Raw genomic sequence first — 14,112 nt, 5'->3', positions numbered from 1 at the left:
GCGACCCGCACCATCACCCTGTCGGCGGCCGCCGGCCAGTCCGGCGCCGCGGGGCCGCCTCAGGCGGCCCGCGTCATCGCCGGCTCGGACGGCGGAGTCTGCCAGCGCTGCCGGTCGAGGCTGAAGAGATCGACCGGAAGGTCCGCGCCGCGCGCCGGAAAGGGCCGGATCGCGCTGCCGGCCTGCGCGAAGCCGCAGGTCTCCAGCACGCGCCGGGACGCCGGGTTGACCGTGCGGGCCGAGGCGGCGAGTTCCGTCCCGCCCGTATAGGCGAAGAACGCGTGGCACAGGGCCGTCACGGCCTCGGCCATCAGGCCGCTGCCCCAGTGGGGCTGCCCGAGCCAGTAGCCGAGTTCCGGAGGTCCGTCGGTCCGCCCCTCGATGCTGACGACGCCGATGAGGCTGCCCGGCGCCGCCCGGGGCGCGAGGGCGAGCGTGAGCGCCGAACCGGCGGCGTTCCGCGAGCGCGCCTGCAGCAGGAACGCGTCCACCTCCGGGGCCGGGAGCGGGTGCGGCACCCGCGCCAGCATCGCGGCGACCGACGGGTCGCCGGCCAGCTTCAGGATCGCGTCCCTGTCCTTGGCGGTCGGCCAGCGCAGCCACAGCCGCCGCGTCTCGATCCGAAAAACGTCATCACGGGTCAGATCGGGGAACATCGTGCCCTCGCAGGGCGGCGCTCCCGGCTCCGGGGCACCGCCTCAAGACGACGAAGGGGAGGATGGCGTCCCATCCTCCCCGGTGTTCCGTCCGACCTGGCCCGTCAGGGGCTCGGCAACGACGTCTCCGGTCCGGTGTGGGACACCGGGCGGGACGCCAGCTTCGCCACTCAGGGCGCCCGCCTCTTATTCCGCGGCCTCGGCCAGCGGGGTAACACCTACGAAGGCGCGCCCGCGGCGCGTCTCGAAGCGGACATGGCCCGGTACCAGCGCGAAGATCGTGTGGTCCTTACCCATGCCGACATTGGCGCCGGGATGCCATTTGGTGCCGCGCTGACGCACGATGATGTTGCCCGGAATGACGGCCTCCGAGCCGAACTTCTTGACGCCGAGGCGCCGGCCTTCCGAGTCGCGACCGTTGCGGGACGAGCCGCCTGCCTTCTTGTGTGCCATGGGATGAACTCCGAATTCTGATCTGTCGGGATGCGGTCGCGGATCGGGTCCTCAGGGACCGCTACGCGCCCAGCGGTGCGCCGGCCTCAGGCCGAGATGCCGGTGATGCGCACGACCGTGTGGTCCTGGCGATGGCCGCGCTTGCGGCGCGAGTTCTGCCGGCGGCGCTTCTTGAAGGCGATGACCTTCTTGTCGCGGCCGTGGCGCACGATCTCGCCCGTGACGCTGATGCCCGACAGGGTCGGGGCGCCGACCTGGGTCGCGCCCGCGCCGTCGGCGAACAGGAGGACCTCGCCGAAGGTCACGGCCTCGCCGGCCTCGCCCGCCAGGGAGGCGATGGTGATGGTGTCGTTGGCGGCGACGCGGTACTGCTTACCGCCCGTCTTGATGACTGCGAACATCGTTCTCTCGTGTTCTCGAACGGCCTCCGGGGCGGCTGCCCCTGGACCGGCTTCTTGTTTGAAGTCATTGAACGGGCGTTCGGCCCGGACAACGCGAAACGCGCGGACCCCAGCTGAGGCCGCGCGCCATGCGGGGGTCAGTACGGGCGCGGCGGCGCCGTGTCAATCCGCGGCGGCCTGCCGGGCGGTGTCACCGGATCGGCGCGCCGGTCGCCAGGATGCCCTTCGCGACGCTGCCTGCCGGGCCGAAGGCGGCGAGGGCCTGCGCGCACCACGTCTCCCGGCCATCGGCGGCGAGCTGCTGGCGCACCTGCGTGGCGCGGGTGCGCAGCTTCTCCTCCAGGATCGCCTCCTGCCCGGCATTGACGCGTGCCGCGAGGCGGAGTGTCGTCAGCTGGCCGGCCCGGACCTGCACGCCCGGGCAGGCCTGCTCGGCGATGATGGTCGTGGCCGCCGCTGAGGCGTAATTGTCGAGGGCCGAGGCCGGCGCGGCCGGATTGGCCGGCGCGGCGGGCGCCTGCGCGGCGGCCGTCCCCGCGAGATTCAGCGTCAGGGCTAGCGTCAGGGCAAGGGTGGGGACACCGACACGCCGCACGGCTGAGACCTCCAGGGTAAGCATCGATCGGCGCGGTGGCGCACCCGCACCTTCGCGACGATGCCGGGCGCCGACCGGGAGACGCGCGTTCCCTTGGGCGCGACCCTCGCCGCGGCGCCGCGACGGCGGCTGACTACACGCCCGGCGACGGGGCGTCACCCGCCGCGTCGGCGCGCGGTCGGCAGACGGACCGGCCGTCAGGGCGCGGCCTTGAACTCGCCCTCGATGCGCAGACTCACCTCGTCGCCGAGCTGCGGCAGGTAGGCGTTGATGCCGAAATCCGAGCGCTTGACGACCGCGCGCCCGTCGAAGCCCACGGTGTAGCGCTGGTCCACAGGGTGGATGCCGGCCTGGTTGAAGGTGGCGTCGATCGCGAACGGCCGGATCGTTCCACGCAGGTTGAGGTCGCCGGTGATCCGCGCGGTGGTCGGGCTGGTGGGCTCGACCTTGGTGGCGGTGAAGGTGGCGCTCGGGAACTTGGCCGTGTCGAAGAAATCCGGGGCCGCGAGGTGCTCGTTAAGCCGGGTGCTGCCGGTGATGACGCCGCCGAGCGGCACAGTCACCTCGAGGCGGCTCTTCTCGGGCGCCTTCGGGTCGAGCTGGAGCGTGCCGCTCAGGCCGGTGAACTGACCGTAATAGGTCGAATAGCCGAGATGCGAGACCGACCACGTGATCTTGCCGTGATCCGGATCGAGGACGTAGCTGCCGGGCCTGACCTGCGTCGGATCCGCGCTCGGCGCTACCGGTGCGGGCGGGGCTGCCGGGTTGTCCGCCGCCCGGGCCGGGCCGGCGCAGAGCAGGCCGATCAGGACAAGAAGTGGCGCGCGCATGTCATCCCCCCGTGACCGGCCAAGCTCGGCCGGCGCGGGCCCGTGATTTCATGATCTCCCTGCGCGCTCAAGCACGTCTGGCGAAGGCCGCCGCGGTTCTGTAGGCAAGCCGAGGTAGCGGCAGGCGTGGCATGATCGGCAAGCTCAAGGGCGTCGTGGACTCGTTCGGCGAGGATTTCGTGATCCTTGACGTGTCGGGGGTTGGCTACATCGTTCACTGCTCGGCGCGGACCTTGCAGCGCATGCCCAAGGTCGGCGAGCCCGCGGCGCTGTCGATCGAGACCCACGTCCGCGAGGACATGATCCGCCTCTACGGCTTCCGCTCGGACGCCGAGCGCGAGTGGTTCCGCCTGCTCCAGACCGTCCAGGGCGTCGGCGCGCGGGTGGCGCTCGGCGTTCTGTCGGTGCTGGAGCCCGAGGCGCTGGCGAGCGCCATCGCCACCGGCGACAAGGGCTCGATCAGCCGAGCCCCGGGCGTCGGTCCGCGCCTCGCCGCCAGGCTCGCCGCCGAGCTCAAGGACAAGGCCCCGGCCTTCGCGCCCGTCGATCCCGCGCTGGTCGCCCTTGCAGGCGCCGTCGAGGAGGGCGCCGCCCCGCAGCCGGTGGCGGACGCCGTCTCGGCACTGGTCAATCTCGGCTATCCGCAGGTCCAGGCCGCCGCCGCCATCGCGGCTGCGCTCAAGGGTGCGGGGGAGGGCGCCGAGGCCAAGGTGCTCATCCGGCTCGGCCTGCGCGAACTCGCCCGCTGACGGCCCGACCTGACAGTTGGGGCGCACTTAGATCGCACGCCCTTGACCCGCGCGGGCGGCGGTGCCATGTCGACCGCGGCCAATAAGGTATTGAAAAGCCAGCTACTTTTCAATTCTTCTAAACTGGCGCGGGTGCCCCGGACGGTCGTCGACGACCGCGGCGGGCACGGGGATGACGGGATTTGCGGCGCGCATGATCGTCTGTTCTTGTAACGTCTTATCGGACGGCGCCGTGCGCGGCTGCCTCGCCCCCGGACCCGGCTGCCCGCGCACGCCCGCGCAGGTCTACGCCTGCCTCGGCTGCAGCCCGAAATGCGGGCGCTGCGCCCGCACGATCCGCGCGATCATGCAGACCGCGCTGGGCGAGGCCGCGGCGGCGGAGAGCAGCCATGCTTGCACGACGGCTTGCGCGAGCGCCTGTAGTTTGGTGAAATTCCAAACTGCGGATGAGGGAGTAGCGGCCTGATGCTTCTACCCCCCGCCTGAGAGCACGGTAAGGAGTACGGGGGCATGAAGGGCGACACCAAGGTCATCGAGTATCTGAATCGCGGCCTGCGCAGCGAGCTGACGGCCGTCAGCCAGTACTGGCTGCATTTCCGCATGCTCAATGACTGGGGCTACGTCGAGCTGGCGAAGTTCTGGCGCAAGGAATCGATCGAGGAGATGAACCACGCCGACCGGTTCATCGACCGGATCCTGTTCCTCGACGGGTTCCCGAACCTGCAGGAGCTCGACCCGCTGCGGATCGGCCAGAACGTCCAGGAGATCCTGGAATCCGATCTCGCCGCCGAGAACGAGGCCCGCAGCCTCTACCTCGAGGCCGCGAAGTACTGCGATTCGATCAACGACCGCGTGTCGAAGCGCCTCTTCGAGGATCTGGCCGAGGACGAGGAGGGGCACATCGACTTCCTCGAGACCCAGCTGGAGCTGATCAAGCAGATCGGCCTGCCGCTCTACGCGCAGAAGCATATCGGCGGGCTCGAGCAGATCGCCCCCGAGAAGGAGTGAGAGCGCCCGGGCTCCCGCCGCCCGCGCGGCGGAGCGGGAGCCCGGACAGCGATGCGGGCAGGGGTGGGGCCGGCGCGGCCGCGTTCCTGCCCGCCTGAGACGGCAAGCTGGGGAACGGGATGCGGCTCGTGGTGGTCGGCGCCGACGGGCGCATGGGGCGGATGCTGATCCGCGCGGTGGCGCAGGCCGAGGGCTGCACGCTCTCAGCGGCGATCGAGCGCGACGGCTCGCCGGCGCTCGGCCAGGACGCCGGTGTGCTCGCTGGGCTTCCACCCCTCGACGTTACCGTCACCGACGACGCCCTCACGGCCTTCGCGGGCGCCGACGGCGTCCTCGACTTCACCGCGCCGGCCGCCACGGTCGCCTTCGCCGAGCTCGCCGCCCAGGCGCGCATCGTCCACGTCGTCGGCACGACCGGCCTCTCGGAGGACGATTTCGCCAAGCTGAAGGCGGCTTCGTACCACGCCCGCATCGTGCAGTCGGGCAACATGTCGCTCGGCATCAACCTGATGGCCGCCCTGGTCCGGCGGGTCGCCAAGGCCCTGGGCGACGAGTTCGACATCGAGATCGCCGAGATGCACCACCGCATGAAGGTGGACGCCCCCTCCGGCACCGCGCTGATGCTCGGCGAGGCCGCCGCGGAGGGCCGCGGCGTCGACCTGAAGGCCGTCCGGGTCTCGACCCGAGACGGGCATACCGGCGCCCGCCGGCCCGGCGATATCGGCTTCGCCACCCTGCGGGGCGGCAGCGTCGTCGGCGACCACAGCGTGATCTTCGCCGGCACCGGCGAGAGCCTGACGATCAGCCACCACGCCGCCGACCGGGGCCTGTTCGCCACGGGCGCCGTCAAGGCCGCGCTCTGGGCGCATCCCAAGCCGCCGGGGCTCTACACCATGACCGACGTGCTCGGCCTGTGACCGGCGGCGCGACGGCGATGGAGCGGCTCCTCGTCCTCGTCCGGCACGGCCAGAGCGAGTGGAACCTGCAGAACCTGTTCACCGGCTGGCGCGACCCGGACCTCACCGAGCGCGGCGTCGCCGAGGCCCGGGCCGCCGGGCGCGGCCTCAAGAGGGACGGCTACGGGTTCGACGTGGCCTTCACCTCCGACCTGGTCCGCGCGCAGCGGACCTGCGCGCTGGTCCTCGAGGAGATGGGCCTGTCCGAGATCCCGGTCCTGCGCGAGCGCGCCCTCAACGAGCGCGATTACGGCGACCTCTCCGGCCTTAACAAGGACGAGGCCCGCGCCCGCTGGGGCGACGCGCAAGTCCACGCCTGGCGCCGGGGCTACGACGTGCGGCCGCCCGGCGGCGAGAGCCTGAAGGACACGGCCGCGCGGGTTCTGCCCTGCTACGTCGCGACGATCCTGCCGCGCGTGATGGCCGGCCAGCGGGTCCTTGTGGCGGCCCACGGGAACTCGCTCCGCGCCCTGGTGATGGTCCTCGACGGACTGACCGAGGCGCAGGTGCCCGATCTCCAGATCCGGACCGGCGTGCCGCTGGTCTACCGCCTGAACGCCGACACCACGGTCGCCTCCAAGACGGTGCTGGAGCAGGTCGTCGACGCGGACCGCTGAGTGGCGACGGAACTCGCACCGGGCCTGATCCACCATCCGGGCTTCCTCGACGCGGCGGCCCGCGCGCGGCTCGCCGCGGAGATCGCCGCGGTTCTCGCCGAGGCGCCGCCCGTGACGCCGCGCATGCCCCGCACCGGCAAGCCGTTCTCGGTGCGGATGTCGAATGCCGGACCCCTCGGCTGGGTCTCCGACGTCGCGGGCTACCGCTACCAGCCGCACCATTCCGAAACCGGTCGACCCTGGCCGGCCCTGCCGCCGACCGCCCGCGCGGCCTGGGAGACGCTGGCGGCCTATCCGGCTCCGCCGGAAGCCTGCCTCATCAACATCTACGCGCCGGGGACGCGCATGGGCCTCCACCAGGACCGCGACGAGGCGGATCTCGCCGCGCCGGTCGTGTCGCTGTCCCTCGGCGCGGCGGCCCTGTTCCGCTACGGTGGTCCGAGCCGGTCCGACCCGACCCGCTCGGTCCGGCTGCAGGCCGGCGACGCATTGGTGATGGGTGGCGCCGCGCGGCTCGTCTTCCACGGCATCGACCGGCTCTACCCGGACGGCGACCTGCTGGAAGCGGCGGACGGGTCCGGGTTCCTGCCGCCGGGCGGCCGCTGCAATCTCACCCTGCGACGCGTCACGGTGCCGGCCACGCCATGATGCGCGACACGCCATGACGCGCGAGCGAGATCCGGAGCCGGTGCCGACCGCGATGCCGCCGGCGATCCCCGGCGGGCGCGTCAGCGCGGCGGCGCAGTGGCCGGCGCTCGCCGGCTTCGTCGCGGCCGAGGCCCGCCTCCAGGAGGCGGCCCTGGCGCGCGGGCGCGTCACGGCCGGGCTCTACGAGTTCGTCCGGTTCGGGCTCAAGCAGGGCTGGGCCTGCCTGTTCGGCGGCCTGCTCCTGGCGCTCATGCTCGGCACGCGCCTCGTCTGGCCGGCCCACGCGCCCGTCGCCCGGTACGACGCGCTGTTCCTCGCCGCCCTCGTGCTCCAGGTCGCGATGCTGCGGCTGCGGATGGAGACGTGGTCGGAGGCCCGGGTGATCCTGGTTTTCCATGTCATCGGCACGGCCATGGAGATCCACAAGACCGCGATCGGCAGCTGGGTCTACCCGGAGGCGAACCTGTTCCGGCTCGGCGGCGTCCCGCTGTTCACGGGCTTCATGTACGCGGCGGTCGGCAGCTACCTCGCCCGCGTCTGGCGCCTGTTCGATTTCCGGTTCACGCGGCACCCGAGCCTGCGCCTGCTCGCGGTCCTGTCGGTGGCGATCTACGTCAATTTCCTCATCGATCATCGCGGCATCGACCTGCGTTTCGGACTCATCGCGGTCGCGGTCGCGGCCTTCGCCCCCGCGACCGTGTACTTCAAGGTCTGGCGGGAGCACCGCACCATGCCGCTCCTGCTCGGCCTGCTGCTCGTCGCGCTGTTCATCTGGTTCGCCGAGAATCTCGGCACGCTGTCCGGCACGTGGCTCTACCCGAACCAGCGGCAGCACTGGTCCATCGTCCCGGTGGCCAAGCTCTCGTCCTGGTTCCTGCTGATGATCGTGTCCTACACGCTGGTCGCGCGGGTGAACGGCATCGCGACTTGGCCGGCCGTGCCGGCCGCGCCCGCGCGTCGCGAGCTGCCGATGGCCCGCGCGACCCATCTCGGCCTCGTGGCCGCGGTGATCGCCCTCGGCCTGCTGCTGCGCGTGCCGCACTGGGGCCTGCCGCTCGCGATCCACCATTACGGCGGCGGGATCCTGTGGGGGGCGATGCTGTTCCTGCTGGTCGCGGCCCTGCGACCCGGCAACTGGGGCCTGCGTGCCTGCCTGATCGCCGCCTTCGCGGCCGCCGCGCTCATCGAGAGCAGCCGGCTCGTCCACACGCCGGCCCTCGACGCCTTCCGGACGACCTTGCCGGGTCAGCTCCTCCTCGGCTCCATCTTCTCGCCGTGGAATCTCCTCGCCTACGGCGTCGGGATCGGCGCCGCCGCCGCGCTCGCGCTTTCCCTTCATCGTGAACGCAGGCGCGCCGCGTTGCCGGCTTGACAGAACAGGTCGCCCAGCAGACCCATCGGGTGCGGACTAACCCAAAGTTGGGTCCACCAGGAGAACCGGTTTTCGATGCGGATGCGCAACCTGACGCTGCGTCTCGGACGGGTTCTGTGCGCAGCCGCGCTGGCGGCCAGCCTCGGCTCGGCTGCCCGGGCCGGCGATCCCGTCTATCCCGCGGGCTCGCGCTTCGGCTTCGACCCGCCCGCCGACATGTCGCTGTCGCGGCGCTTCTCGGGCTTCGAGCGGAAAGAGGGTGGCGCGACCGTGTCGGTCGTCGAATTGCCGGCGAACGCCTTCGCGGAGCTCGTCAGCGGCTTCACCGACGCCAACCTGCTCAGCCAGGGCTTCGCGGTCGAGAAGCGCGAGGAGGTCAAGATCGGCGACAACGAGGGCATGCTCTACACCGGTGAGCAGCCCGCCGATCCCGGCTCGTCCGCGCCGGCGATCCGGAAGTGGATCCTCGTGGTCGGAACGCCGACCGTGACCGGGCTGATCATCGCCCAGGCGCTGCCCGACGCCGAGACCGAGGCCTCGATGCGCAAGATGGTGACCGGCGTCACCCTGCGGCCGGCCCTGTCGCTGACCCAGCAGGTCGACGCGCTGCCCTTCCGCATCGCCGACATGGCGGGCTTCCGGCCCGTGCGGGTGATGGCCGGCAACTCGGTCCTCCTCACCAGCGGCCCGAAGGACCAGATGCAGAATCTGGAACAGCCGATCCTCGTCCTCGCGCAGGCCGTGCAGCAGCCGCCCGGGGCCGAGCAGCGGGACGGCTTCGCCCGCGCCGCCCTGGCGTCCAATCAGACCCTCAAGGACTTCGTCATCGAGCGGGCGCAGAGCTACCGCTCGAACGGCGTCGACTGGCACGAGATCGTGGCCCGCGCCCTCGATCAGCCGACCAACCAGCCCGTTGTGGTCATGCAGACCATCCGGTTCACACCGGACGGCTACGTCCGCGCCCTCGGCGTCGTGCGGCAGGATCAGCGCGACGGCGTCCTCGCCAAGTTCCGCCAGGTGGTGGACAGCGTGCAGGTCAAGTAGCGCGTCACCAGACTACGGCCTGCCCGTCGCGGCGCGGGTCGCTCGCGGCCACGTAGCCCTCGACGGCTGGATCGCCCATCCGCCAGATGAACTGGCCGGCGCCGAAATCCTGGTAGCTGTCCTCGATCACCTCGAGTTCGTGGCCGAGGGCCTTCAGGCGCTCCAGGGTCGCGCGCGGCATCGCCGCCTCGACGTTGATGTCCAGGCCCTCGTTCACCCGCCACCGCGGCGCGTCGCAGGCCGCCTGCGGGTTCTGGCCGTAATCGATCATCCGCACCAGCGTCTGGACGTGCCCCTGCGGCTGCATGTTGCCGCCCATCACGCCGAAGCTCATCACCGGGGCTCCGTCCTTCGTGAGGAAGCCCGGGATGATGGTGTGGAACGGGCGCTTGCCGGGCGCCACCACGTTGGGGCTCTCCGGATCGAGCACGAAGCCGTAGCCGCGATTCTGCAGGGAGATGCCCCAGCCCGGGACGACCACGCCGGAGCCGAAGCCCATGAAGTTCGACTGGATGAAGCTCACCATCATGCCGGACTCGTCGGCCGCGGTGAGGTAGATCGTGCCGCCCGCGGGCGGCTTGCCCGGCCCGAAGACCTGGGCGCGGTTCCGGTCGATCAGCTTGGCGCGCTCCGCGAGGTAGGCGGGGTCGAGCATGGCCTCCGGCGTCACCTCCATCCCGCGGGGGTCGGCGACGTACCGGTAGGTGTCGCTGAAGGCGAGCTTCATCGCCTCGATCTGCAGGTGCTGCGACTCCGGCCCATCGACCGGCAGGCCGCCGAGGTCGAACTGCTCGAGGAGGCCCAGCGCGATCTGCGCCGCGATACCCTGGCCGTTCGGCGGGATCTCGTGCAGCGTGTAGCCGTGATAGTCCTTCGCGGTCGGCGTGACCCATTCGGGGCGGAACGCCGCGAGGTCGGCGGCGGTCATCGCGCCGCCGTTGGCCCGCGCGTGCGCGGCGATCGCCTCGGCGATCTCGCCCCGGTAGAAGGCCTCGCCCTTGGTCTCGCCGATCAGTCGAAGGGTCTTCTCGGCGCCCGGGAAGGTCACCAGCTCGCCGACATCCGGCGCCCGGCCCCGCGGCAGGAAGAACTCAGAGAAGCCCGGCTGGCGGGTGATCGCCTCGATCCGGGCCGCGGCCGCCCATTTCTGCTGGACCACCACCGGCGCGAGGTAGCCCCGCTCGGCGATGCGGATCGCGGGCTGCATCAGGTCGGCGAAGGGGAGGCGGCCGAAGCGCTCGCTCAGCGCCGCCCAGGCGGCGACCGCGCCTGGCACGGTGACCGAGTCCCAGCCGCGCATCGGCGGCCGCTCGCCGGCGCCGTACTTCTTCAGGAAGTAGTCCCGGCTCCAGGCGGCCGGCGCCCCGCCGGAAGCGTTGAGGCCGTGCAGCGCCTTCCCGTCCCACAGGATGCAGAAGGCGTCGGAGCCGAGACCGTTGCTGCACGGCTCGGTGACGGTCTTGGCGGCCGCCGTGGCGATCGCGGCGTCGACCGCGTTGCCGCCGGCCTGGAGCATCTGGATGCCGGCCTGCGCCGCCAGCGCGTGCGAGGTCGCCACGCAGTTGCGCCCGAACATCGGCATCCGCAACGACGGATACCCGGTCACCCAGTCGAACGGCTTCATCGCTCAGTTCCCGGTCTCGGCAGCCCACGCGCTCCCGCGGCACTTGGCATACAGGATATCGGGCCCCGGTGAAGGCGTGGCCGGGCATGCCCGCCAACGAAAAACGCGGGCCCGAGGACCCGCGCTTCGTAAACGTGATGCTGCCTTGTCGGGCCGCTCAGTAGGGGCGGCCGTAGAGCGGCGAGGTCGGGTCCAGCCGGTCGACGAAGGAGAGGTCGACGTTGCGGATCGCCGAGGAGCGGGCGCCGATGAACGGCCCGTTGGTGATCGGATCCGGCAGGATGCCGCGGCCGAAGCGGTCCGTCGGGCCGTAGGGCGGGGTCAGCTGGTTGGACGCCGCGATCAGGTAGGGGTTTAGGGCCGGGTTGCGCGAGCCGCCGGCGCCCGGAACGTTCGAGGTCAGCGGCACATTGCCGGCATCGAGCCAGCTGCGCGGGCGCACGCGGATCGGGAGCGGCCGGCTGACCCGGTAGATCGGGCCGGGGACGTAGCCATCCTGAGCCTGGGCGGGCGCGGAGGCCAGAGCGCCGAGGCCGGTGGCGGCGACGACGCCGAGAAGGGCGATCTTGAGCGAGCGCATGGCCAACCTTGTCCTTGAGTGCCATCAGTATGGCGACCGAAGCTTAACAGTTCGCCGCCTTTGACGATAAGACGCTTGGGCGAGGCTGTTGTTCCGCCCTTATGGCTGAGCTTGTGCGTTTTGCCACACTCCGGCCTCATTTTTTATTTTGCGGCCGCCGGATTAACGATCCGACCCTCCCGGGAGGCTCTGTCGCGGCCGATGCCGGGCACGCGCCCGCCGGATCGGGCGCGACCGAGAAGGCCGCCGTCGTGGCGGCATCGGCGAGGTCGACGAGGCTCAGCGCGTCGAGCATGCAGCCGAGGGCCTGCGGCTCCGGCGGGCGCGCGAGGGGCGCGCAGAGCCATCCGTCGAGCTGGAAAGCCGTGTCGCGCGTGACGAAGCCGGTGCAGGTCCGCTGCGCGGGGCCCGCGAAGGTCACCTCCAGGGTCTCGACCGCACCGAACTTCGTGCGGATCTGATCGCGGGCGCCGGTCCGGGCCACCGCCAGGGCCGGCCGGTCGAGGGCCGGACCGTTCGCGGCGCGCCGGGCCATGAGCACGAAGAGCGTCGGCGGTGTGCCCGAGCGGGGCCCGCGGGTGAGCTGGACCCGCAGGGCCGGCGCCTCGATCGCCGCGACGTCGCCCCGGATGAGGGTGTCCTCGCGCAGCCCGGTCCGCGGATCGACGCGGGCGGACACGCGCACCGGATCGAGCCCGGGTTCCGCGAGCCCGAACTGGGCGACCGAGGCCGCGGGCGGCGCCGGCGAGGCCTGGACCGACGGAACGAAGGCGGTCTCCGCGGCCGGCGGCGGCGCGGGCGCGGAGGTTGGGGTCTCGCCGGGCCAGCGGGGGACGGCCCACAGGGCGGCGATCGCCGCCGCGGCGAGGGCGATGCGCAGGCCGAGAGATCCCGGGGAGACCGGGGCGTCCGGCGCGCGCGCGGCCCGGCCGCCCGGCACGCCGAGCCCGATCCGATCGACGAGGGGCGCTGTTCCGGTCAGGGGCGTGCTCCGTGGCGGCGGGAGGCCGCGGGGTGGACGCCAGCGTCGCGCCGAAGGATTGAATTCCCTCTGCCGGCCCGAGGCCGTCACCGGGTTTCCGGAGGCAGGGTGAATCGAGTGTTGCGCCGTCGGCGGCCTTGACAGCGCGCGCCCTTGCGCGCCTTGCTCGACCCGGCCGTCGCCCCCACCTCCGCGGAGGACGGGGTCTGCGGCCGCGCCCGTTTGGCGGGCGCGTCCGGCACGAACGATCCTTCGGCCGATTGTACTGGCACAGGCGCGGCACCCGGATCGGTCGGGGTTTTCCGCGCGGAGACGAGAGATGGGTTACAAGGTCGCCGTCGTCGGCGCCACGGGCAACGTGGGCCGCGAGATGCTCGATATCCTGGCCGAGCGGGCTTTCCCCGCCGACGAGGTCGTGGCGCTGGCCTCGCGCCGCAGCCAGGGTCAGGAAGTCTCCTACGGCGACAAGACGCTCAAGGTCAAAACGCTGGACACGTACGACTTCTCCGACACCGACATCTGCCTGATGTCGGCCGGCGGCGAGGCGTCGAAGGAGTGGTCGCCCCGCATTGGCCAGCAGGGCTGCGTGGTCATCGATAACTCGTCGGCGTTCCGCTACGACGCCGACGTGCCGCTGATCGTGCCCGAGGTGAACGCCGACGCGGTGGTGGGCTTCACCAAGCGCAACATCATCGCCAACCCGAACTGCTCGACCGCCCAGCTGGTCGTCGCGCTCAAGCCCCTCCACGAGGCGGCCACGATCAAGCGCGTCGTCGTGTCGACCTACCAGTCGGTCTCCGGCGCCGGCAAGGAGGCGATGGACGAGCTGTTCAATCAGACCCGCGCCGTGTTCACCGCCGGCGAGATCAAGCAGGGCGGCAAGTTCACGAAGCGCATCGCCTTCAACGTCATCCCTCACATCGACGTGTTCATGGAGGATGGCTACACGAAGGAAGAGTGGAAGATGGTCGCCGAGACCAAGAAGATGCTCGACCCGAAGATCAAGCTGACGGCGACCGCCGTCCGCGTGCCGGTCTTCATCGGTCACGCGGAATCGGTGAACGTCGAGTTCGAGCAGCCGCTCACGGCCGAGAAGGCGACCGAGATCCTGCGCGCCGCCCCCGGCGTGCTGGTGATCGATAAGCGCGAGAACGGCGGCTACATGACCCCCCACGAGGCGGCCGGCGAGGACGCGACCTACATCTCGCGCATCCGCGAGGACGCGACGGTGGAGAACGGCCTGAACTTCTGGTGTGTCTCGGACAACCTGCGCAAGGGCGCGGCCCTCAACGCGATCCAGATCGCCGAGGTGCTGGTCAACCGCAAGCTGCTGAACCGCGCCAAGCGCGCCGCCTGAGACTGTTTCCTCTCCCGCTGGGGGAGGGGGCTCTGTCCGGCGGATCCTCGGGACACGGTCCCGAGGATCCGTCACGCGTCCGTCACGGCTCGGGATCGTGACGCGGATCGGTGGCGCGGACCTTCCGTCCGCGGCGTGTCCGCACTGCGTGCTCGGGTCCGGCTCTTCAACGCCAAGAGGCTTCGCGGCAGCCCCTTGAGCGCCGCGACCATCCCGGTCATCGACGGCCCGAAGCGGGCC

At 71.4% G+C, this 14,112-nt stretch carries 17 protein-coding genes; 9 read left to right on the top strand and 8 right to left on the bottom strand.

Going from position 1 to position 14,112, the window contains the following annotated elements; all coding sequences use genetic code 11:
- Window positions 1–59 precede the first annotated feature (59 nt).
- The 5 genes from BLW78_RS07115 to BLW78_RS07095 form a co-directional block, all read right to left on the bottom strand.
- Window positions 60–656 (bottom strand): GNAT family N-acetyltransferase, encoded by a 597-nt coding sequence (locus tag BLW78_RS07115; protein WP_091677987.1) that lies wholly within the window; start codon window positions 654–656, stop codon window positions 60–62.
- A 186-nt stretch (window positions 657–842) separates the two neighbouring features.
- Window positions 843–1,109, bottom strand: coding sequence for a 50S ribosomal protein L27 (gene rpmA / locus BLW78_RS07110; protein ID WP_012317134.1), 267 nt, complete (start codon window positions 1,107–1,109; stop codon window positions 843–845).
- Between the two features lie 86 nt (window positions 1,110–1,195).
- Window positions 1,196–1,510, bottom strand: coding sequence for a 50S ribosomal protein L21 (gene rplU / locus BLW78_RS07105; RefSeq protein WP_010683509.1), 315 nt, complete (start codon window positions 1,508–1,510; stop codon window positions 1,196–1,198).
- A 190-nt stretch (window positions 1,511–1,700) separates the two neighbouring features.
- Window positions 1,701–2,105 (bottom strand): hypothetical protein, encoded by a 405-nt coding sequence (locus BLW78_RS07100; RefSeq protein WP_234081062.1) that lies wholly within the window; start codon window positions 2,103–2,105, stop codon window positions 1,701–1,703.
- Window positions 2,106–2,302: 197 nt separating this feature from the next.
- Complete coding sequence (locus tag BLW78_RS07095; RefSeq protein ID WP_091677984.1) at window positions 2,303–2,935, bottom strand: YceI family protein; 633 nt, start codon at window positions 2,933–2,935, stop codon at window positions 2,303–2,305.
- 131 nt (window positions 2,936–3,066) lie between these two features.
- Here BLW78_RS07095 and ruvA point away from each other — a divergent pair, with 131 nt between their 5' ends.
- The 8 genes from ruvA to BLW78_RS07055 all read left to right on the top strand — a co-directional run bounded on the left by ruvA (window position 3,067) and on the right by BLW78_RS07055 (window position 9,329).
- Window positions 3,067–3,684 (top strand): Holliday junction branch migration protein RuvA, encoded by a 618-nt coding sequence (ruvA, locus tag BLW78_RS07090; RefSeq protein WP_020091486.1) that lies wholly within the window; start codon window positions 3,067–3,069, stop codon window positions 3,682–3,684.
- A 193-nt stretch (window positions 3,685–3,877) separates the two neighbouring features.
- Window positions 3,878–4,150 (top strand): (2Fe-2S)-binding protein, encoded by a 273-nt coding sequence (locus BLW78_RS31725; RefSeq protein ID WP_083916283.1) that lies wholly within the window; start codon window positions 3,878–3,880, stop codon window positions 4,148–4,150.
- A 44-nt stretch (window positions 4,151–4,194) separates the two neighbouring features.
- The gene (gene bfr / locus BLW78_RS07080; protein ID WP_012317139.1) at window positions 4,195–4,692 is read left to right on the top strand and encodes a bacterioferritin; all 498 of its coding nucleotides are present in this window, start codon (window positions 4,195–4,197) and stop codon (window positions 4,690–4,692) included.
- Window positions 4,693–4,811: 119 nt separating this feature from the next.
- On the top strand, window positions 4,812–5,609 hold the full coding sequence (gene dapB / locus BLW78_RS07075; RefSeq protein WP_091677982.1) for a 4-hydroxy-tetrahydrodipicolinate reductase: 798 nt from the start codon (window positions 4,812–4,814) through the stop codon (window positions 5,607–5,609).
- A 17-nt stretch (window positions 5,610–5,626) separates the two neighbouring features.
- Window positions 5,627–6,265, top strand: a complete 639-nt coding sequence (locus BLW78_RS07070) for a 2,3-bisphosphoglycerate-dependent phosphoglycerate mutase (RefSeq protein WP_091678281.1) — start codon at window positions 5,627–5,629, stop codon at window positions 6,263–6,265.
- Window positions 6,266–6,913: an alpha-ketoglutarate-dependent dioxygenase AlkB gene (locus tag BLW78_RS07065; protein WP_091677979.1), complete on the top strand. Its 648-nt coding sequence runs from the start codon at window positions 6,266–6,268 to the stop codon at window positions 6,911–6,913.
- A 13-nt stretch (window positions 6,914–6,926) separates the two neighbouring features.
- Complete coding sequence (locus BLW78_RS32160) at window positions 6,927–8,285, top strand: DUF817 family protein (protein WP_091677976.1); 1,359 nt, start codon at window positions 6,927–6,929, stop codon at window positions 8,283–8,285.
- A 75-nt stretch (window positions 8,286–8,360) separates the two neighbouring features.
- Complete coding sequence (locus BLW78_RS07055; protein ID WP_091677974.1) at window positions 8,361–9,329, top strand: hypothetical protein; 969 nt, start codon at window positions 8,361–8,363, stop codon at window positions 9,327–9,329.
- 4 nt (window positions 9,330–9,333) lie between these two features.
- Here BLW78_RS07055 and BLW78_RS07050 read toward each other — a convergent pair whose 3' ends face one another.
- From BLW78_RS07050 to BLW78_RS07040, 3 genes are all read right to left on the bottom strand, one after another.
- Window positions 9,334–10,953 carry a gamma-glutamyltransferase family protein gene (locus BLW78_RS07050; protein ID WP_091677971.1) on the bottom strand — a complete coding sequence of 540 codons (1,620 nt, stop codon included), beginning with the start codon at window positions 10,951–10,953 and terminating at the stop codon, window positions 9,334–9,336.
- A 157-nt stretch (window positions 10,954–11,110) separates the two neighbouring features.
- Window positions 11,111–11,533, bottom strand: a complete 423-nt coding sequence (locus BLW78_RS07045) for a hypothetical protein (protein WP_020091493.1) — start codon at window positions 11,531–11,533, stop codon at window positions 11,111–11,113.
- Window positions 11,534–11,669: 136 nt separating this feature from the next.
- The gene (locus BLW78_RS07040) at window positions 11,670–12,473 is read right to left on the bottom strand and encodes a hypothetical protein (RefSeq protein WP_091677967.1); all 804 of its coding nucleotides are present in this window, start codon (window positions 12,471–12,473) and stop codon (window positions 11,670–11,672) included.
- 361 nt (window positions 12,474–12,834) lie between these two features.
- On the opposite strand from BLW78_RS07040, the gene BLW78_RS07035 reads away from it, so the two are divergent.
- On the top strand, window positions 12,835–13,872 hold the full coding sequence (locus BLW78_RS07035; protein WP_020091495.1) for an aspartate-semialdehyde dehydrogenase: 1,038 nt from the start codon (window positions 12,835–12,837) through the stop codon (window positions 13,870–13,872).
- Window positions 13,873–14,112 lie beyond the last annotated feature (240 nt).

Source organism: Methylobacterium sp. 275MFSha3.1 (assembly GCF_900108435.1).
Lineage (GTDB): Bacteria > Pseudomonadota > Alphaproteobacteria > Rhizobiales > Beijerinckiaceae > Methylobacterium.
This window is presented reverse-complemented; position numbering and strand designations above follow the sequence as displayed.